The organism is Paraburkholderia phenazinium (assembly GCF_900141745.1).
Taxonomy (GTDB): domain Bacteria; phylum Pseudomonadota; class Gammaproteobacteria; order Burkholderiales; family Burkholderiaceae; genus Paraburkholderia; species Paraburkholderia phenazinium_B.
On sequence record NZ_FSRM01000001.1, the window covers coordinates 3999407 to 4019467 of the forward strand.

At 63.2% G+C, this 20061-nt stretch carries 13 protein-coding genes; 6 read left to right on the top strand and 7 right to left on the bottom strand.

The features are described 5' to 3' along the window. Positions 1–2: 2 nt before the first annotated feature. Both hemDX and hemC read right to left on the bottom strand, forming a co-directional pair. Positions 3–2015, bottom strand: coding sequence for a fused uroporphyrinogen-III synthase HemD/membrane protein HemX (hemDX, locus tag BUS06_RS17920; RefSeq protein ID WP_074265476.1), 2013 nt, complete (start codon positions 2013–2015; stop codon positions 3–5). Continuing rightward, complete coding sequence (gene hemC, locus BUS06_RS17925; protein ID WP_074265477.1) at positions 2015–2998, bottom strand: hydroxymethylbilane synthase; 984 nt, start codon at positions 2996–2998, stop codon at positions 2015–2017. Before hemC ends, hemDX begins: the two co-directional genes overlap by 1 nt. Before the next feature lie 381 nt (positions 2999–3379). On the opposite strand from hemC, the gene ppc reads away from it, so the two are divergent. The 4 genes from ppc to BUS06_RS17945 all read left to right on the top strand — a co-directional run bounded on the left by ppc (position 3380) and on the right by BUS06_RS17945 (position 10873). Beyond that, positions 3380–6511: a phosphoenolpyruvate carboxylase gene (gene ppc / locus BUS06_RS17930; protein WP_074265478.1), complete on the top strand. Its 3132-nt coding sequence runs from the start codon at positions 3380–3382 to the stop codon at positions 6509–6511. A 304-nt stretch (positions 6512–6815) separates the two neighbouring features. Beyond that, positions 6816–7631, top strand: a complete 816-nt coding sequence (locus BUS06_RS17935; RefSeq protein ID WP_074265479.1) for a helix-turn-helix transcriptional regulator — start codon at positions 6816–6818, stop codon at positions 7629–7631. Between the two features lie 97 nt (positions 7632–7728). Then, positions 7729–9135 (top strand): argininosuccinate lyase, encoded by a 1407-nt coding sequence (gene argH, locus BUS06_RS17940; RefSeq protein WP_074265480.1) that lies wholly within the window; start codon positions 7729–7731, stop codon positions 9133–9135. A gap of 814 nt (positions 9136–9949) precedes the next feature. Beyond that, positions 9950–10873 (top strand): bestrophin family protein, encoded by a 924-nt coding sequence (locus BUS06_RS17945; RefSeq protein ID WP_074265481.1) that lies wholly within the window; start codon positions 9950–9952, stop codon positions 10871–10873. Positions 10874–10906: 33 nt separating this feature from the next. Here BUS06_RS17945 and BUS06_RS17950 read toward each other — a convergent pair whose 3' ends face one another. The 5 genes from BUS06_RS17950 to apbC all read right to left on the bottom strand — a co-directional run bounded on the left by BUS06_RS17950 (position 10907) and on the right by apbC (position 16568). After that, complete coding sequence (locus BUS06_RS17950) at positions 10907–11626, bottom strand: lysozyme inhibitor LprI family protein (protein WP_074265482.1); 720 nt, start codon at positions 11624–11626, stop codon at positions 10907–10909. Positions 11627–11628: 2 nt separating this feature from the next. Next, on the bottom strand, positions 11629–13914 hold the full coding sequence (locus tag BUS06_RS17955; protein ID WP_074265483.1) for an arginine/lysine/ornithine decarboxylase: 2286 nt from the start codon (positions 13912–13914) through the stop codon (positions 11629–11631). Between the two features lie 90 nt (positions 13915–14004). Further along, entirely contained in the window at positions 14005–14574 is a 570-nt protein-coding gene (gene dcd / locus BUS06_RS17960; RefSeq protein ID WP_012432068.1) for a dCTP deaminase, read from the bottom strand. Between the two features lie 252 nt (positions 14575–14826). Then, positions 14827–15360 carry a superoxide dismutase family protein gene (locus BUS06_RS17965; RefSeq protein ID WP_074265484.1) on the bottom strand — a complete coding sequence of 178 codons (534 nt, stop codon included), beginning with the start codon at positions 15358–15360 and terminating at the stop codon, positions 14827–14829. Between the two features lie 119 nt (positions 15361–15479). Then, positions 15480–16568, bottom strand: coding sequence for an iron-sulfur cluster carrier protein ApbC (gene apbC, locus BUS06_RS17970; protein ID WP_074265485.1), 1089 nt, complete (start codon positions 16566–16568; stop codon positions 15480–15482). Between the two features lie 279 nt (positions 16569–16847). On the opposite strand from apbC, the gene BUS06_RS17975 reads away from it, so the two are divergent. After that, positions 16848–17498, top strand: coding sequence for a YiaD family glycine zipper/OmpA-like lipoprotein (locus tag BUS06_RS17975; protein WP_074265486.1), 651 nt, complete (start codon positions 16848–16850; stop codon positions 17496–17498). 355 nt (positions 17499–17853) lie between these two features. Continuing rightward, positions 17854–20007 (top strand): methionine--tRNA ligase, encoded by a 2154-nt coding sequence (gene metG, locus BUS06_RS17980; protein ID WP_074265487.1) that lies wholly within the window; start codon positions 17854–17856, stop codon positions 20005–20007. Positions 20008–20061: the final 54 nt, after the last annotated feature.

A 20061-nucleotide genomic window follows, 5' to 3' on the forward strand; every position in this document is an offset into this window, starting at 1 on the left:
GATTAACTCCGGCTCCGGTATTGGTTGACGGCCTGCAGGCTCGTGTTCAGGTTCGGCACTTCCACCGCCGCCGAGCCGTCGTCCACTTCCTTCACCAACTCACGCACGGTTTGCGTGCGTTTGGAGGCGTTGTCGAAGTAGCGCGCGAGCGCTGCGTCGGCAGCGTGCAGGTCCGACTTCAGCGTGGTCTGGTTACGAGAAAGCAACGCGAGGCGCGCCGAAAGCAGGCGCAGTTTCAGATTCTCGCGCAGGAAATAGCCTTGATCCGGCGTGACCAGCATCGCGTCCGCATTGTCGATGCGACGCACTTGCACGAGGCTCGTCAACTGCTGGGCGATACCCGCCGAGAACACCTGCCACCATACCTTCCAACGCGGCTCGCCGGTGGCCGCTGCGACCTTCGCGGTATCGGCGGGCGCAGTGGCCTGCGGCACGGTGTGAGCGGTCAGCGCTTCACCGTCCAGCGGCAACGTGTCAACCTGGTCGATCGCGTTGTCGAGCTTGATGGCAAGACCCGTGAGATCAGTCGACGGCGCGGACTTCAGTTTGTCGATGTCCTCCGCAATCGCCTTGCGCACGGCCATGACCTGCGCGCCGTCAGAGGCCGCGAGTCGCGTATCGGCGCTTTGCAGTGCGAACAGCGCCAGTTGCGTGTTACCCGTCAGTTGCAACTGCTGGCTCGCGGCCGACAGCATCTGCCCCACTTCGGCGAGCGTCCAGTCGTCGCGATTGCGCGCGAGGTCCGCGTACTGTTGTTGCAGCGCCTGCTCGGCCTGCTGCGCGTCGGTCAGCTTGCCCTCGAGTTGCGACATCTGCGAATCGATCTCGTGAACGGTCGACACCGCCTGGTCCGTCTTCACGCTCAGTGCAGCAGTTTGCGCGTCGTTGGCCTGCTGCCGTTGCGTCAATTGCTGATCGAGCCTGATGAGCTTCCGGTTGAGCGTGATGCCGCCCGCAACCGCCGCACAGACAATGATCACGATGACCAACCACAGCAGCGGTCCGCCCGCGCTGCGGCGCGGCTGCTGCGCTTCGTAGGGCGTGAAGGGGGGATTGGGCGGCAACGCAGCGGTCGCAGCCGGCTGGGGGGAGGTGTTCGTGGGAGCGTTCGATTCAGTCATGCGTGAGTGAGCCGGGTTGGTCGGTACCGGTTGAACAACGGGAGGTACGGCTAAAAGCAAGGTATGGGCAATGCGCTCATCGCCCGCACCGGACACCGTAATGCTATCAAAACCCAGTCCCCGCGCGGTCTGCGCGATGCGTGGGTGCGGCGCGACGAGCGTGGCGCGCTTCAATTGAGCGATTTCGCCAGCGTTCAGGTGCTCGTGCGCGAGTTCGTCGAGATTGCGCACGCCTTCGGAACTGGTGATGAGCCACGCATGCGGTTCGCCCGCCAGCAGCTCATGCACCCGGCTCCAGGCGCCGATGGATGGCTCCGGCACGAGCCGCCGGTAAGCTGCGACGGTTTCCACTTCTACGCCGCCCTCACGCAGACGATCGGCCAGCCATTCGCGACCGCCGTCGCCGCGCACGATCAGCACGCGCTTGCCTTCCAGCGAGGTCGCACCGAACGAGGCGTCGATGGCCGCGAAGAGCGCCTCCGAATCGAAGCGCGCCACGTCGTCATCCGCCCCAGCCGATGGAGTAATCACGCGGTACGCCGGTGCCTCGACGCCGTGACGCGCCAGCGCCGCGACGCTGCCCGGCCCCACGACACCGACCGGCAGCGCGTGCGGCCAGATCGAGTCGAACTCCGCAAACGCGTAGTCGACGGCGTTGGGCGAGACGAACACCACCAGCGCGTAACGTTCGAGCGCGACCAACGCTGCCTGCAACGGCGCCACGTCTTCGACGGGCACGATCTCGATCAGCGGGAATTCGAGCGTGGCGATGCCGGCCGCGTCCAGTTGCGCCGCGAGCGCGGTCGACTGCCCCGCGGGACGCGTGATCACAACCGTATACCGCGTCTTGCCAGACGAGTTGGGGGACGAGTTGCCGCCTGTTTGCGCCGTCATCACGTGCCGGTCGCCGGACCGCTCGCCGTGCTGAGCGCGCGGACGATTTCAAGCGCGCCTTGTTCTTCGAGCGCGTTCGCCACCGCGCGGCCCAACTGCAGCGCGCGTTCGACAGTGGGCGCCGGCGCCGATGCATGGGCGCTCAGCACCTGCTGGCCGTCAGGCGTCGCGACGATGCCGCGTAGATGCAGCGCGCCGTCGCGCCAGGTGGCGTACGCCGCGAGCGGCACTTCGCAACTGCCGCCGAGCGCACGCGACACCATCCGCTCGGCCTCGACTGCCGCAGCGGTGTGCTCGTGATGCAGCGGCGCAAGCCATGCCGCGAGTTCGGGCCGTCCGGCGCGAATCTCGATACCAAGCGCACCCTGCCCGGCTGCCGGCAAACTATCCGCGGGATCGAGCAACGCCCGAATCCGCTCGCCCAGACCGAGGCGCTTTAGCCCCGCCGCAGCCAGGATGATCGCCGCATAGTCGCCACGGTCGAGTTTCGCGAGGCGCGTATCGAGGTTGCCGCGCAACGGCTGCACGACAAGCTGCGGATAACGCGCACGCAGCATCGACTCGCGGCGCAGGCTGGAGGTGCCGACCACGCTGCCTGCAGGCAACGCGGCAAGCGAGTCATAGGCGTTCGACACGAAGGCGTCGCGCGGATCTTCGCGCTCCATGATGGTGGACAGCTCGAAGCCCGCCGGCAGCTCCATGGGCACGTCTTTGAGCGAATGAACCGCCAGATCGGCACGGCCATCGGCCAGCGCGTTCTCCAGTTCCTTCACGAACAGGCCCTTCCCCCCCACCTTCGATAAGGTGCGATCGAGAATTTGATCGCCGCGTGTCGTCATCCCGAGGATTTTTACGTCACAAGATGGATATAATTTGTGCAGCGCACACCGTACGTGCTCTGCCTGCCACATCGCAAGGCGGCTTTCCCGCGAAGCGATGATCAGGGTGGAGGGCGGTGGCGCCGAAAGCGTCTCGGAATTCATTACAAGTTCGGTGGATGACGGGAGGTTATAACAAACAATGTTAGCACGCGCTCCAGCCTTGCTTTATAGGCCAGATGGCTATGCTGGCGCGCCACCGCTGGAGGAGACAGGCCCGCATGGGCACGCCGCAAATTTCAGCCATAGCGCAGTGTCGCCGTTCACGCACGATCGTTCGCGCGTCAAACGGCATCATGCGGGATGATGCAATGCGGTGCGCCGCGCAACAGCACTGAGGGGCCGCCTTCTCCCATTTGCCGATGGCCGTGTTTGCCATTGCTCTCGCAGTACCGAAGATTCTGCAGTTCAAGCGTAGTTGAAGCGCAGTTGCAGTAACAGCAGTTCATCTCTCAATAGACCCTGGCTTCCCTGAGGAAACCCATCGTGACGTCTTCCGGACCGGCGCGCCCTGCCCGCCGCAACACTGCATCGCTCAACGGTTCTGCGGGTGCGCCCGCAGTTGTTCCTACCGCACCGGCCACGTCCAGCGCCTTATCCAAACGCGATACGGCAAGCTCTGCCAAAAGCACGCAAGCCGTGAAAACGGGTAAGGCCGCGAAAGCAGGGAAAGGCGATAAGGCCACTGGCAGCGCGAAAGCCGGCAAAGCCTCGAAGTCCAAGGCCGGCAACGGCACAGCCGCAGCCGCGCCGCTGCACGACGTGTCGAAAGAGACAGCCGTGCCGCCCGCACCGAAAACCAGCAGCCGCACGCGCGAGGACAAGGACCAGCCGCTCTTCCAGGACATCCGTTATCTGGGACGCCTGCTCGGCGATGTCGTACGCGAGCAGGAAGGCGACGAGGTGTTCGACGTGGTCGAGACGATCCGTCAGACGGCGGTGCGCTTTCGCCGCGAAGACGACAGCAGCGCCGCGCAGACGCTCGACAAGAAGCTGCGTTCGCTGAGTCCCGAGCAGACCGTGAGCGTCGTGCGGGCATTCAGCTATTTTTCGCATCTGGCGAACATCGCGGAAGACCGGCACCGCAATCGGCGTCATCGGATTCACGCGCTGGCCGGCTCGGCTTCGCAGGGCGGCACGATCGCTTATGCGCTCGAACGTCTGATGGAGGCCAACGCCGCCGCCACGCCGGTGTTGCAGCAGTTCTTCAACGACGCGCTGATCGTACCGGTGCTGACCGCGCACCCCACTGAAGTGCAGCGCAAGAGCATTCTGGACGCGCAGCACGACATCGCCCGCCTGCTTGCCGAGCGCGATCAGCCGCTGACCGAGCGCGAGCGTGCCCACAACGAGGCAATGCTGCGCGCCCGCGTCACCTCGCTGTGGCAAACACGGATGTTGCGCGACGCACGCCTTACCGTGGCCGATGAAATCGAGAACGCACTGTCGTACTACCGCGCGACTTTCCTCGAAGAGATCCCGGCCATGTACGCCGACATCGAAGCCGCGCTCGCCGAGCATGGTCTCGACGCCCGTTTGCCGCCGTTTTTCCAGATGGGTAGCTGGATCGGCGGCGATCGCGACGGCAATCCGAACGTGACCGCAACGACGCTCGAAGAAGCCATCACGCGCCAGGCAGCGGTGATCTTCGAACATTACCTGGAACAGGTGCACAAGCTCGGCGCCGAGCTGTCGATCTCGAACCTGCTGACGGGCGCAAGCGAGCCGCTCAAGGAACTGGCGAAGGCGTCGCCGGACCAGTCGCCGCATCGCGTCGACGAGCCGTATCGCCGCGCGCTGATCGGCATCTACACGCGCCTCGCGGCCAGCGCTCGCGTGCGGCTCGGCGAAGGCGCCGTGCCGTTGCGCAGCGCCGGCCGCGGTGCGGCACCGGTGCGCGCGCAACCGTACGCAGACTCCGACGCCTTCGTGCGCGACCTGCACGTGCTGATCGATTCGCTCGCGGAGCACCACGGCGCGTCGCTCGCGAGCCCGCGTCTGTCGCCGCTCGCGCGTGCCGCCGAAGTGTTCGGCTTCCACCTTGCCAGCATCGACTTGCGGCAAAGCTCGGACATCCACGAAGCGGTGATCGCCGAATTGCTCAAACACGCCGGCGTCGAAGCCGACTACGCCAGCTTGTCCGAAGCCGACAAGCTGCGCGTGCTGCTGGCCGAGCTGGCGCAGCCGCGTTTGCTGCGCTCGCCGTATCTCGAGTACTCGGATCTGGTCAAGAGCGAGCTGGGCGTGCTCGAAGCTGCCCGCGTGACGCGCGAGAAGTTCGGCGCGCGCGCCGTGCGCAACTACATCATTTCGCATACGGAAACGGTCAGCGATCTGGTGGAGGTGATGCTGCTGCAAAAGGAAACCGGCCTGCTGCAAGGGCTGCTCGGCAATGCGCACGAGCCGGCCAAGGGCGCGCTGATGGTGATCCCGCTGTTCGAGACGATTCCCGATCTGCAAAACGCGCCACACATCATGCGCGATCTGATCGCGCTGCCGGGCGTCGACACGCTGATCGAACATCAGGGCGGCGAGCAGGAAGTCATGCTCGGCTACTCGGACAGCAATAAGGACGGCGGCTTCCTCACGTCAAACTGGGAGCTATACCGCGCTGAGCTCGCGCTGGTGTCGCTCTTCAACGAACGTGGCGTGACGCTGCGCCTGTTCCATGGCCGCGGAGGCACAGTCGGACGCGGCGGTGGCCCGACCTATCAGGCTATCCTGTCGCAACCGCCGGGCACGGTAGACGGCCAGATCCGCCTGACCGAACAGGGCGAAGTGATTGCCAGCAAGTTCGGCAACCCGGAAATCGGCCGGCGCAACCTCGAAACCGTGGTCGCCGCGACGCTCGAAGCATCGCTGCTGCCGCACGGCAATACGCCCGCGCAACTGCCGGCCTTCGAGGAGACCATGCAGCAACTGTCCGATGCCGCGATGGCGTCATACCGCGCGCTGGTCTACGAAACGCCCGGTTTCAAGGAATATTTCTTCGAATCGACGCCGATTGCGGAGATCGCCGAGCTGAACATTGGCAGCCGTCCCGCGTCGCGCAAACTGCAGGATCCGAAGCAGCGCAAGATCGAAGATCTGCGGGCGATTCCATGGGGCTTCTCGTGGGGGCAATGCCGTCTGTTGCTGACGGGCTGGTATGGTTTCGGCAGTGCGGTAGCCGCGCATCTGGACAGCGCACCATCCGAAGCCGAACGGGCTCGCCGCCTTGGACTGCTGAAGAAGATGCACAAGACGTGGCCATTCTTCGCGAACCTGCTGTCGAACATGGATATGGTGCTGGCAAAGACCGACCTCGCGGTTGCCTCGCGCTACGCCGCGCTGGTGAGCGACAAGAAGCTGCGCAAGCACGTGTTCGAGCGCATCGTCGCGGAGTGGGAGCGTACCTCGAAGGTGCTCTCCGAAATCACCGGCAAGAACGAACGGCTCGCGGATAACCCGCTGCTGGCGCGCTCAATCAAGAACCGCTTCCCGTACCTCGACCCGCTCAATCACTTGCAGGTGGAACTGCTCAAGCGCCACCGTGCGGGCGATTCGAATGCGCGGCTGCGGCGCGGGATTCATCTGACGATCAACGGGATTGCGGCGGGGCTGCGCAATACGGGTTGAGGGAGTGGCTTGTGGGTCGATGAGACGCCGGTGGCGCAGGCCGCTGGTGGAAGAACCTCTCGCTGGCTTCCTTGGATGACCGAGCTGGATACTCAAAGCGCCCCGTACTGCACAGCAATACGGGGCGCTTTGCTTTGTGCGCACATCCACAACGGCGGATCGGGCAGCCTCATGCCCTGCGTGCAAACGCACGCGTGTCTACGGTCCGCCTACCTATTGCCACCTGCCGCTACAATAGAGACCGCCTGTACCAGTACAAGTCAGGCGATTATTCTGGTATCAACAACACCCCTTTGCCGATACGATGAGCCCGCCGTCCCCCGCCCACCCGTCCCCGCCACCGCTCGATGCGACGCCCGCGCACGCCTTGGGTAATTTCATCCGCGCCCACCGCGAGCGGCTCTCGCCGCAGGCGGTCGGCCTGCCGCCCGGTCCGCGCCGACGCACGCCGGGCCTGCGCCGTGAGGAAGTCGCGCAACTGTGCGGGGTCAGTCCCACCTGGTACACGTGGATCGAGCAGGGACGGCCGGTTTCAGCGTCCGCCGAGGCGCTCGCGCGAATCGCCGTCGCGCTGCAACTGTCGCGCGCCGAGCGGGCCTATCTGTTCGAACTGGCGGCGCAACGCGATCCGGCCGAGCCCGACCCAGCCGCCGCCGATGCCCCCGCGACGCTGATCGAAACGGTCCAACTGGTGAACGCCCCGGCCTACGTGCTGGACCGGCAATGGAATGCATTGGCGTGGAACGAGCGCGCGGCCGACCTGTTCGTGGGCTGGCTCGATGGTGCACACGACCGCAACCTGTTGCGCTTCACGTTCATGGAACCGGTGGCGCGCGAGCTGATCGTCGACTGGGAGACGCGCGCACGGCGCCTTGCCGCCGAGTTTCGCGCCGACTCGATCCGCCACCTGGCGGACGCACCCACCCACAGCCTGATCGACACGCTGACGAGCACGAGCGACGCCTTCGCACGCTTCTGGGCGTCGCAGGACGTAGGCGAGCGCGAAGGTGGCCGACGCGAATTCAATCATCCGCGCGATGGACGGGTGGTGTACGACCAGATCACGTTCAAGCCGGCGCACCGGGAAGATCTGAAGCTGGTGGTGCTGGTGCGCGAGTAGCGGCGCTGCCGGATGTTAAAATCGAGGTCTTGTTCGTTTCGGCGGCGCCTCTACTGCCGAGAGCTTTTCCACCGCACGTTCTTCATTGCCCAACACCATGACGTCCCAACTGCATAAAAAAGGCGAAGCCTGGTCGGCTCGCTTCTCCGAGCCGATGTCGGATCTCGTCAAACGCTACACGTCGTCGGTTTTCTTCGACAAGCGACTGGCGCTGGTCGATATCGAAGGCTCGCTCGCGCACGCCGCGATGCTGGCTGCGCAGAAGATCATCGGCGCGGATGACCTGGCGGCTATCCAGCGCGGCATGGCGCAGATCAAGGGCGAAATCGAACGCGGCGAGTTCGAGTGGCAACTCGACCTGGAAGACGTGCATCTGAACATCGAAGCGCGCCTGACGGCGCTGATCGGCGACGCTGGCAAGCGCCTGCACACGGGCCGCTCGCGCAACGACCAGGTGGCGACGGACATCCGCTTGTGGCTGCGCGGCGAAATCGACCGGATTGGCGGCCTGCTGAAGGATCTGCGCGCGGCGCTGATCGACCTGGCCGAGCAGAATGCTGAAACGATCATGCCGGGCTTTACCCACTTGCAGGTGGCGCAGCCGGTGACGTTCGGTCATCACTTGCTGGCGTATGTCGAGATGTTCACGCGCGACGCCGAGCGCATGCGCGACTGCCGTACGCGCGTGAACCGCCTGCCGCTGGGCGCGGCGGCACTGGCCGGCACGAGCTACCCGATCGACCGTCACGCGGTGGCAAAGACACTGGGTTTCGACGGTATTTGCGCGAACTCGCTGGACGCCGTATCGGATCGCGACTTCGCGATCGAATTCACGGCGGCATCGGCGCTGGTGATGACACACGTGTCGCGTCTCTCCGAAGAACTGGTGTTGTGGATGAGCCCGCGAGTGGGCTTTATCGATCTGGCGGACCGTTTTTGCACGGGCTCATCGATCATGCCGCAGAAGAAGAACCCGGACGTGCCGGAACTGGCACGCGGCAAGACGGGTCGCGTGAACGGGCATTTGATGGCATTGCTGACATTGATGAAGGGTCAGCCGCTGGCCTATAACAAGGACAACCAGGAAGACAAAGAACCGCTGTTCGATACCGTGGACACGGTGGCAGATACGTTGCGGATTTTTGCCGAGATGGTGGCAGGGATTACGGTGAAGCCGCAGGCTATGCGGGCTGCGGCGTTGCAAGGTTTTTCTACTGCTACGGACCTGGCTGATTATCTCGTCAAGCGTGGATTGCCGTTCCGGGATGCGCATGAGGCGGTGGCACATGCTGTGCGCGTTTGTGTGGATCGCAATTGCGATTTGGCGGATCTTTCGCTTGATGAGATGCGTCAGGAGTTGCCTAATGTGGCTCACCTCATCGGTGAGGATGTGTTTGAGTATTTGACGCTTGAAGGGTCTGTGGCTAGCCGGAATCATGCAGGGGGGACTGCGCCTCAGCAGGTTCGGCTGGCTGTTGTTGTTGCTCGGGAAGCGCTCAAGTAAGCGCTTGGGGTGTTTTTGCCTGCGGCGCCTTGGTTTGGGTTGTTGTTCTTGGGGTGTTGGCCTTTCCTTGCTTTCTTATTGGTTTGCTTGCGTTGCCCCTGTGCGGGGCGGCACCTACTTTTCTTTGCCGCCGCAAAGAAAAGTAGGCAAAAGAAAGCGGGCTCACACCGCTAGCCTGTAGGTGTCCTCCACTGGCATGAAGCCGGAGTGGTCCGCGCACGAAAGGCGCCATCGCACCACACGCATTAGTGACAAAGGACTCATTCATCCCGCCCACGCACTATGTGCGTGGCGGATGGGTCTGCAAGGGGAAGCGGGGCAACGGAAGACTTGAAGCTGCATGCATCGCCGAACCCCGAGCCCAACCGATGAAACGCCCAATCCCGTTGAAGGAAGCCCCCAAATATAGTTAGTATTCCTACGAAGCCCGAGGAAGCTTCTGGCGCACGGCTAGGTGAAGTTATTCTCGACGGCGGGGCGCGCAGCGCAACGCTGGAACGGATGACTGCCTTGTCACTAACGGGGATGGTGCGAGGGCAGGTCTCGTGCGCGGACCACTCAGTGTTCGCGCCAGTGGAGGACACCTACAGGCTAGCGGTGTGAGCCCGCTTTCTTTTGCCTACTTTTCTTTGCGGCGGCAAAGAAAAGTAGGTGCCGCCCCGCACAGGGGCAACGCCAGCAAACCAAAAAGAAAGCAAGGAAAGGCCAACACCGTAGGAACAACGACAAACCGCCACAGGCAACCAAACCAACCACCCCACGAGCGATAATACCCTCACCGACCGAAGGTCAAAAAAAAGCCCTACAAAGCCAAATGATCATCCGCCCCCACCTCCACTGGTTCCGCATGCTCCTGGCCTGGCGAGGCTCAGTCCTCCCGCAGCTTCTGCCGCGCCTCTTCCTGATCTTCTGCATCTCCATTGCGGCCGTGGCCGTCCACGACCACCTCCTCAGGATCACCGTCAACCTCAGCACGACCCCCTTCTCCCTCATCGGTATCGCGCTCGCCGTCTTCCTCGGCTTCCGCAATAACGCCAGCTACGACCGCTGGTGGGAAGCCCGCAAACTCTGGGGTCAACTCCTCAACGATGCCCGCTCCATGACCCGCCAGGTCCTCACCCTGCCCCGCGAGTCCCTCGCCCAGTCAGACGTCAAAGATTTCGTCCAGGCCCTAAGCGCGCTGCCCCATGCACTGCGTCATCAGCTCCGCAAAACCGATCCGCGCGATGACCTCGCCGCGCGCCTGCCCGCGCCGCTGCTCGACCGCGTCATGGCCTCACGTTATCGTCCCACCACCCTCATGCTCGTGCTCGGCGAATGGGTCCATCGCCAGTCGCGCACAAGCGCGCTGGACCCGATGGCCGTGCTCGCCTTCGATCGCAATCTGAATTCGCTGTCGGATGTCATCGGCGGATGCGAGCGTATCGGTTCTACGCCGCTGCCGTTTGCCTACTCGGTGATGATTCACCGTACCGTCTACTTCTTCTGCGCAGCACTGCCGTTCGGACTCGTCGAAAACATCGGCATCTTTACGCCCGTCTTCTCGGTCTTCGTTGCCTACGCCTTCATGGCCCACGAGGCCATCGCCTCGCAGCTCGAAGACCCCTTCGGCACCGACGAAAACGACCTCGCCCTCACCATGATGTCCGTCTATATCGAGGACGCCGTCCGCGATCTGCTCGCCGAACCCGCCCTCGTCATCCCCGGCCCCGAAGCAGAGCAATTCCTCGTGACCTGACGCTCAATGGCGGCTCACCGCCGCTAATCGCGCTCAATCGCCGTCGCTGCCCACCGTATCCGACAGCCGCTTGAGCGTCGCCACCCGCGCGCCAATGATGTCGACCCGGCCGCGCTCGTCGGTCACCGCGGTCGCCGCCTCCAGATACGCGCTCCACGCACGCTGCGCCCGCGTCAGGATCGCTCGGGCACGCGCCGGCAGCTTGGTCTGCAAGCGGCGGTAGTAGCGGTTCATGTCGAAAGTCGCGTGTTCGCACATCGCGTCCGCGGAACACGGTCGTGGGCGAACCGGCAGAGTTCCGCCACTGCCCGCGTCGGCAGCCGCGCTGCGCAGCGCCAGCGCGCGGTCGCGCACCGGCTGCAATTGCATGTCCGCCTCGGCGGTCTGATACATGGCACCTTGCTTTGTCGCGAAGACTGCGTCCAGCAACGGCGCCTGCGCATCGCGCGAAGCCTGCCAGCGGGTCTGGCTCTCTTCCCACAGCTTGCGCCGTGCAGGCGGCAGCTTTGCCGCAAGCTGCTGCCATGCCGTATTCATCGCGGCCTGCCAGCCAAAGCGCGCCGTCTCCATGCACTGCAACTGGCCCGTCGTCGACGACATGTCACTGCGGGCCAGACACGTACGCATCGCCGCGTCGATCGGATCGGCCGCGGCCACTTCGGCGCGCGCGCTGATCGCCAGCGTCGACGCCGTCGTCAGCAGCGCGGCAGCGGCCAACAACCAGGCGCCGCCGATCCGTTGCAACCGTCTCATTTTCAGCCGCGCACGCAATCGACGAAGTACTCGATGCGGCCGTTGATCGTCTCGCCCACCAGACCGTGGATGTCCGTGTGGAAGCCAGGGAAGCGTTCGTTGAACTCGCGTGCAAAACGCAGATAGTTGACGATCGTCCTGTTGAAACGCTCGCCTGGAATCAGCAGCGGAATGCCCGGCGGATACGGCGTGAGCAGAATCGACGTGACGCGACCTTCGAGTTCGTCGATCGGTACCCGGTCGATCTCGCGGTGCGCGAGCTTAGCGAACGCGTCGGACGGCTTCATGGCCGGCTCCATGCTCGACAGGTACATCTCGGTGGTCAGACGCGCGATGTCGTTGGCACGGTAGACGCTGTGGATCTGTTCGCACAGATCACGCAGGCCGACGCGCTCGTACATCGGATGATGCTGGACGAACTCCGGCAGCACGCGCCACAGCGGCTGGTTGTTGTCGTAGTCGTCCTTGAACTGCTGCAACTCGGTCACCATCGAGTTCCAGCGGCCCTTCGTAATGCCGATCGTGAACATGATGAAGAACGAATACAGGCCGGTCTTCTCGACAATAATGCCGTGCTCGGCCAGGTACTTCGTGACGATTGCCGCCGGAATGCCGGACTCGCCGAAGCCGCCGTCCATGTCCAGACCCGGCGTGACGATGGTCGCCTTGATCGGGTCGAGCATGTTGAAGCCTTCGGCGAGCGGACCGAAGCCGTGCCACGCGTCGTTCGGGCGCAGCATCCAGTCTTCGCGCGAGCCGATGCCCTCTTCCGCGAACTCCTCCGGACCCCACACCTTGAAGAACCAGTCGTCGACGTATTCGTCGTCGACCTTGCGCATCGCGCGGCGGAAATCGAGCGCCTCGGCGATCGACTCTTCCACCAGCGCGGTGCCGCCCGGCGCTTCCATCATCGCCGCGGCCACGTCGCAGGAAGCAATGATCGCGTACTGCGGGCTCGTGGACGTATGCATCAGATACGCTTCATTGAAGCGGTGCTTGTCGAAGCGGCTGTTCTTCGAATCCTGCACGACGATCTGCGATGCCTGCGAAATGCCGGCCAGCAGCTTGTGCGTCGAGTGCGTCGCGAACACCAGCGCGCCGATGCGCGGACGCCCCGCGCCAATGGCGTGCATGTCCTGGTAGAACTCGTGGAACTCGGCGTGCGGCAACCACGCTTCGTCGAAGTGCAGCGTATCGAGCCAGTCGCCGAGCATTTCCTTGATCATCTCGACGTTGTAGATCACGCCGTCATAGGTGCTCTGCGTGATGGTCAGGATGCGCGGCTTGAGGTCCGGATTCTTCGCCAGCGCTTCGCGCGCGAACGGGTTCGCCAAGATCTTCTTCTTGATGTTCTCAGGCTCGAATTCGCTGCGCGGAATCGGACCGATGATGCCGAAGTTGTTGCGCGTCGGCGTGAGGAACACCGGAATGGAGCCGGTCATCGTGATCGCGTGCAGGATAGACTTGTGGCAGTTGCGGTCCACCAGCACGATGTCGCCCGGCGCCACCGTGCCGTGCCAGACGATCTTGTTCGAGGTCGACGTGCCATTGGTCACGAAGAACACGTGGTCGGCGCTGAAAATGCGCGCGGCATTGCGCTCGGAGGCGGCCACCGGGCCGGTGTGATCGAGCAGCTGGCCGAGTTCGTCGACGGCATTACACACGTCCGCGCGCAGCATGTTCTCGCCGAAGAACTGGTGGAACATCTGGCCAAGCGGGCTCTTCAGGAACGCCACGCCGCCCGAGTGCCCAGGACAGTGCCACGAGTACGAGCCTTCGTCCGCGTACTGCACCAGCTCCTTGAAGAACGGCGGCGCGAGCGAATCGAGGTAAACCTTGGTCTCGCGGATGATATGGCGCGCGACGAACTCCGGCGTGTCCTCGAACATGTGAATGAAGCCGTGCAGCTCACGCAGGATGTCGTTGGGCAGATGGCGCGAGGTGCGCGTTTCGCCGTACAGGAAGATCGGGATGTCGGCGTTGCGGCGGCGCACTTCCGTCACGAACGCGCGCAGTGCGACGATTGCGGCGGCCAGTTCGGGCGCGTCGCCTTCGACCACCACGTTGTCGGAATACGGCAGCAGCTCATCGTCGTCGATCGACAAAATGAAACACGACGCACGGCTCGACTGCTGCGCGAACGAGGTCAGATCGCCATAGCTCGTCAGCCCGAGCACTTCCGCGCCTTCTTTCTCGATTGCTTCCGCGAGAGCCCGGATGCCGGAACCCGAGATGTTCTCGGAGCGGAAATCTTCGTCAATGATGACGACGGGAAAACGAAACTTCATGGGCGATTCTCCAAAAGGAACGACCGCTGCTTTCCTGGGTAAAGAGCAGCGGTCACCTGTATTTCCGGGTGGGTCAGTGCGCTGCGAGCGTCACGTTTTGGGCAACGTCACGCCGTGCTGACCTTGATATTTGCCGCCGCGATCCGCGTACGACGTTTCACAAATTTCGTCGCTTTCGAAAAACAGCACCTGGGCAACGCCTTCGTTCGCGTAGATTTTCGCAGGCAAAGGTGTCGTATTTGAGAATTCCAGCGTAACGTGCCCTTCCCACTCGGGTTCAAAAGGCGTCACGTTGACGATGATCCCGCAACGCGCATAGGTCGACTTGCCCAGACACACCGTCAGGACGCTGCGCGGAATACGGAAATACTCCACCGTGCGCGCCAGAGCGAACGAATTCGGCGGGATGATGCAGACGTCGCCCTTGAAATCGACAAACGACTTCTCGTCAAAGTTCTTGGGGTCGACGATGGTCGAGTTGATGTTCGTGAAGATCTTGAATTCGTCCGCGCAGCGAATGTCGTAGCCGTAGCTCGACGTGCCATAGCTGACGATCTTCCGGCCGTCCTCGGAAACGCGCACCTGATCGGGCGCGAACGGCTCGATCATGTTGTGCGACGCGGCCATGCGCCGGATCCACTTGTCGGATTTGATGGTCATAGTTGAACGCTGCGTAACGGATGAAGCATGGATGAATAAGGATGAAGCCGGCAAAGGCCCGCCGGGCCGCGTGTTGCCGGACGAAAGGCGCTTATTTTACGCGATCAGCGCGCTGCTGCCGCAACTGCGGCAAATAAGATTGCTGCAGCGCAGCGGAGTGAGAACGGACCGGTTCTGCAGAATGCTGAAGACGCGTCGAAAATGCGGCGCGAGACTTGATGATGACCGCGCGCCAGCCACCACTGGCCGCCGTTACTGCCGGATGATGCCGCAAGCGAGCAGCGGGCCGGCACCATGTTGCGGCCAGGCGTAAGGATCGGAAGCGTCGCGATGCACCACCACCGCCCGCTGCAGCACCGAGCGGATGCCGTCGAGCGAAACGTCCGGCGCCACGATAAAGCCGCTCGCCACACCGTTCGAATCCGCGTGGATATTGCCGAGATCGCCTTCAACCCGTGCACCCATCTTCAGCCGCTCGGCCGCCGGCGCGAAAACCGCGCCGACGCTCGAACCGTCCACCGAATTGCAATCGCCGCGCTCATGCACCTGCAGCGCATGATCGCTATCAGGAGGCAAGCCGGAAAGATTGTAGGTAACCTGCACGCCGTCGGAGCGCTCAATGAAGGTCACCAGACCGCGCGTCTGGCTTCCTACGGCCGGCACCAGTTGTGCCTCGGCGCGCTTTTCCTGTGGTCTCAGGAATGTAGTGCAGCCGCATAGCAGCAGGCTGCTGGCAGCCAGGACGATGAACGCATGCACCGCCTGCCCGTCGATTCGTTTTCCCATGCGATCCTCTTGTCGACCGCCGGCCGCCCCTGCGGTCGCCGAGCCGAACCTGATGAAGTCGACATGATACCGCGAGCGGAGGCGTCTCCAACGCCTGCGCCCGTGTTCCGAAAGGAGTTTCAGGTGTTCTGCACCACGATCGTCGGAAACTTCGAAGTCATGTCGCGGGCACGCTCGGCGATATGGATCGCCACCTTGCGGGCAATCGAGCGATAAATCTCAGCGATCCGGCCGTCCGGATCGGCCACCACGGTCGGGCGACCGGAGTCCGCCTGCTCGCGGATGCCTATATCGAGCGGCAGGCTGCCGAGCACTTCGACGCCATATTCCTTCGCCATGCGATCGCCGCCGCCGGCGCCGAAAATATGCTCTTCGTGGCCGCAATTCGAGCAGATATGGATGCCCATGTTCTCGACGATTCCAAGGATCGGAATGCCGACCTTCTCGAACATCTTGAGGCCCTTCTTGGCGTCGAGCAGCGCGATGTCCTGCGGCGTGGTCACGATCACCGCGCCCGTCACCGGCACGCGCTGCGACAGCGTGAGCTGGATGTCGCCGGTGCCGGGCGGCATATCGACGATCAGGTAGTCCAGATCTTCCCAGTTCGTCTGCCGCAGCAGCTGTTCGAGCGCGGAGGTGGCCATCGGGCCGCGCCAGACCATCGGGTTGTCCTGCTCGATCAGAAAGCCGATCGAGTTGGCCTGCATGCCGTGGCCGCGCATCGGGCTCATTGTCTGGCCGTCCACCGATTCCGGACGGCCTTCGATGCCGAGCATCATCGGCAACGACGGGCCATAGATGTCCGCATCCAGAATGCCGACAGACGCGCCTTCGCTCTCGAGCGCCAGCGCCAGGTTCACGGCGGTCGTGCTTTTGCCGACGCCACCCTTGCCCGACGCCACCGCGATAATGTTCTTCACGTTCGGCAACAGTTTCACGCCGCGTTGCACGGTGTGCGCCGCGATCTGCTGGGAAACCTGCACACGTGCCTCGGCCACACCCGGCACGGCGCGCAACGCGTCGCCGATCAGTGTGCGAATCGCTTCAAACTGCCGTTTGGCCGGATAGCCGAGTATCACTTCGACGCTAACCGTGGCACCATCAATAGCGGTGTTCTTGAGGCCTTTCGCCGCCGCGAAAGGGCGGCCGGTGTTGGGGTCAGCGACAGTCGCGAGGGCGGCGTCGACCAATGCCCGATCAATGCTCATTGAGACTCCATGGGAACACTTGCGGCGCGACCGAATCGAAGTTTCGGCCACCGACTGGAAATTGAAAGAAATTGTTATGTGGGATTGCGCAAATCAGCCTTGCCGGGCACCCTTCGCCAGCAGCAGGCCGCAGGGTCGCATCGCCAGATACTTCAGTCGTCATTGTAGTGGCTGGCGCGGGAGGTTGCCGGAAGACCCTTCTTCACCGTGTTTGCGCGGCGTCGACCAACATGCCCATCGTGGACGGACGACCCGCTTTAATAATCAAGAGGAATCAAAATGAACGCAAAAATCATGACTCGCCTGGCAGTCTTCGCAGTCGCCGGTTCGCTGCTGGCAGGCTGCGCCACGCAACAGGGCACCAACACCGCCGTCGGTACGGGCGTGGGCGCCGGTACGGGTGCGGCACTCGGCGCGATCTTTGGTGGTGGCAAGGGCGCGGCAATCGGTGCGGGCGTCGGCGCAGCGGTTGGCGGCATCACCGGCTACAACTGGCAGGCCATTCACAACAAGCTGTCGGGCGCCACCAAGGGTACCGGCACGCAGATCACGGAACAGCCGGACGGTTCGCTCAAGCTGAACATCCCGAGCTCGGTTACGTTCGATACGAACAGCTATGCGCTCAAGCCGTCGTTCACGCCGATCATCGACCAGTTGGCGCAGACGCTCCAGCAGAATCCGGAGCTGATCGCGCAAGTGGTCGGTTATACAGACAGCACCGGTTCGCCGCAGTACAACCAGACCCTGTCGGTCAACCGTGCACAAAGCGTCGCCGACACCCTGCTCCAGCGCGGCATCAATCCGCAACGCCTGTCCGCACAGGGCATGGGTCAGAACAATCCGATCGCCGACAACAACACGGACGCGGGCCGTGCTGCGAACCGCCGCGTGGAAATCTACCTGCGCGCGACCGCGCAACACGCAGGCTAACGGCTAGTACAGCGGGGAATGGGTGTGGGGCCAGCGCGCGGCGTGCAGTCAGTCGCCGCGCCGCGAATCCCACCATGTGATGGGGACGGAAACACCGGTAGGTGAATCGAAAAAAATTTCGAACTCTCCCGAAAATCCGCTGTCTCTCTTTACGGTACGTGGCTGGCTTTGCCGCCACGGCACCATTCTCCTCTTGTCGTTGTTGCTCCGGGGCCCATAGCCCCGGTTTTTTTTGGTGCCGGTTCCGCGCGCCGTTCAGTTCAAGGTCTGGCGCACCAAAACACCGCGGGTCTGCTCGCCGCGGCCGCCCTGCTAGAATCGTAGTTTCGTCTCCCGCAAGCCCTCAAACATCCCTATGTCAGCACCCGCAACCGGTCTCCCCGCAGGCGCGCCGTCCGGCCGTCGACAGATTCTCGTCACGTCAGCCCTTCCCTATGCGAACGGGCAAATCCATATTGGCCATCTGGTCGAATATATCCAGACGGACATCTGGGTCCGGACGCTGCGCATGCACGGCCACGAGGTGTATTACGTCGGCGCCGACGATACGCACGGCACGCCGATCATGTTGCGGGCGGAAAAGGAAGGCATCACGCCGAAGCAGCTGATCGACCGCGTCTGGCAGGAACACAAGCGCGATTTCGACAGCTTCGGTATTTCCTTCGACAATTATTATTCGACCGACTCGGAAGAGAACCGGGTTCTTAGCGAATCCGTCTATACGGCGCTCAAGGACGCAGGGCTGATCGACGCACGCGATATCGAACAGGCGTATGACCCCGTCAAGGAAATGTTCCTGCCGGACCGCTTCATCAAGGGCGAGTGTCCGAAGTGCGGCGCCAAAGACCAGTACGGCGACAACTGCGAAGTGTGTGGCTCGACCTACCAGCCCACCGAGCTGATCAACCCTTACTCGGTGGTCTCGGGCGCCACGCCGATCCGCAAGACGTCGACGCACTATTTCTTCCGCCTCTCCGACCCGCGCTGCGAGAATTTCCTGCGCGGCTGGGTGGGTGGACTGGCACAGCCTGAAGCCACCAACAAGATGCGCGAATGGCTCGGCGATTCCGGCGAGGCCAAGCTGGCTGACTGGGATATTTCCCGTGACGCGCCGTACTTCGGCTTCGAGATCCCCGGCGCGCCGGGCAAGTACTTCTATGTGTGGCTGGATGCGCCGGTCGGCTATTACGCGAGCTTCAAGAACCTCGCGGAAAAGCGCGGCATCGATTTCGACGCGTGGGTGCGCAAGGGCTCGAGCGCCGAGCAGTACCACTTCATCGGCAAAGACATCCTGTACTTCCACACGCTGTTCTGGCCGGCCATGCTCGAATTTTCGGGCCATCGCACGCCGACCAACGTGTTCGCGCACGGCTTCCTGACGGTGGACGGCGCGAAGATGTCGAAATCGCGCGGCACGTTTATCACGGCGCAGAGCGTGATCGACACCGGCCTGAATCCGGAATGGCTGCGCTACTACTTCGCCGCCAAGCTGAACAGCACGATGGAAGACCTCGACCTGAATCTGGACGACTTCCAGGCACGCGTGAACAGCGATCTGGTCGGCAAGTACGTGAACATCGCGAGCCGCGCGGCGGGCTTCCTGATCAAGCGTTTCGACGGGCGCGTGCAGGACAGCGCGATGCAGCATCCGCTGCTCGGCACGCTGCGCGCGGCGATCCCGCAGATCGCTGCCAACTACGAAGCGCGCGAGTACAACCGCGCACTGCGTCAGACGATGGATCTGGCCGACGCTGTCAACGCTTACGTCGATACAGCAAAGCCGTGGGATCAGGCGAAAGATCCAGCCAACGCGGTCGCGCTGCACGAAACCTGCAGCGTCAGCGTCGAGGCGTTCCGGTTGCTGTCGCTCGCGCTGAAGCCGGTGCTGCCGAAGCTCGCGGAAGCCGTCGAAGGGTTCCTCGGCATCGAGCCGCTGAAGTGGTCCGATGCCGCCACGCCGCTCAACTCAGAGCGGCCGATCAATGCGTACAAGCATCTGATGACGCGCGTCGATCCGAAGCAGATCGAAGCACTGCTGGCGGCCAATCGTGAGTCGCTGCAGGCAACGGACGCCGCGGCGCCTGTCGCCGCCGACAACGCCAAAACCAAGGCCAAGGCAAAAGCTGCTGCCGCCGGCGACAAGGCAAGCACCGAAGACGACGGCTCCGGCATCATCTCGATCGACGACTTTGCAAAGATCGATCTGCGTATCGCGAAGATCGTCGACTGTCGCGCGGTGGAGGGTTCGGACAAGCTGTTGCAACTGACACTCGACGTCGGCGAAGAGAAAACCCGCAACGTGTTTTCGGGTATCAAGTCGGCCTATCAGCCGGAGCAACTGATCGGCAAGCTGACGGTGATGGTGGCAAATCTCGCGCCGCGCAAGATGAAGTTCGGGTTGTCCGAAGGGATGGTGCTGGCGGCATCGGCGACCGACGAGAAGGCCGAACCGGGCCTCTACATCCTCGAACCGCATAGCGGCGCGAAGCCGGGCATGCGGGTCAAGTAGGACCGCGGCGCGGGTCGCGCTACCGCCGTCACTGGAAAAGCAAAAAGCACGTCA

Excerpts from the sequence above, each read along its gene's own strand:
- BUS06_RS17955 (WP_074265483.1), bottom strand. The coding sequence starts at position 13,914 with ATGAAGTTTCGTTTTCCCGTCGTCATCATTGACGAAGATTTCCGCTCC.
- hemDX (WP_074265476.1), bottom strand. The coding sequence starts at position 2,015 with ATGACGGCGCAAACAGGCGGCAACTCGTCCCCCAACTCGTCTGGCAAG.
- hemC (WP_074265477.1), bottom strand. The coding sequence starts at position 2,998 with ATGAATTCCGAGACGCTTTCGGCGCCACCGCCCTCCACCCTGATCATC.
- BUS06_RS17945 (WP_074265481.1), top strand. The coding sequence starts at position 9,950 with ATGATCATCCGCCCCCACCTCCACTGGTTCCGCATGCTCCTGGCCTGG.
- BUS06_RS17950 (WP_074265482.1), bottom strand. The coding sequence starts at position 11,626 with ATGAGACGGTTGCAACGGATCGGCGGCGCCTGGTTGTTGGCCGCTGCC.
- dcd (WP_012432068.1), bottom strand. The coding sequence starts at position 14,574 with ATGACCATCAAATCCGACAAGTGGATCCGGCGCATGGCCGCGTCGCAC.
- metG (WP_074265487.1), top strand. The coding sequence starts at position 17,854 with ATGTCAGCACCCGCAACCGGTCTCCCCGCAGGCGCGCCGTCCGGCCGT.
- argH (WP_074265480.1), top strand. The coding sequence starts at position 7,729 with ATGACGTCCCAACTGCATAAAAAAGGCGAAGCCTGGTCGGCTCGCTTC.
- BUS06_RS17965 (WP_074265484.1), bottom strand. The coding sequence starts at position 15,360 with ATGGGAAAACGAATCGACGGGCAGGCGGTGCATGCGTTCATCGTCCTG.
- apbC (WP_074265485.1), bottom strand. The coding sequence starts at position 16,568 with ATGAGCATTGATCGGGCATTGGTCGACGCCGCCCTCGCGACTGTCGCT.
- BUS06_RS17935 (WP_074265479.1), top strand. The coding sequence starts at position 6,816 with ATGAGCCCGCCGTCCCCCGCCCACCCGTCCCCGCCACCGCTCGATGCG.
- BUS06_RS17975 (WP_074265486.1), top strand. The coding sequence starts at position 16,848 with ATGAACGCAAAAATCATGACTCGCCTGGCAGTCTTCGCAGTCGCCGGT.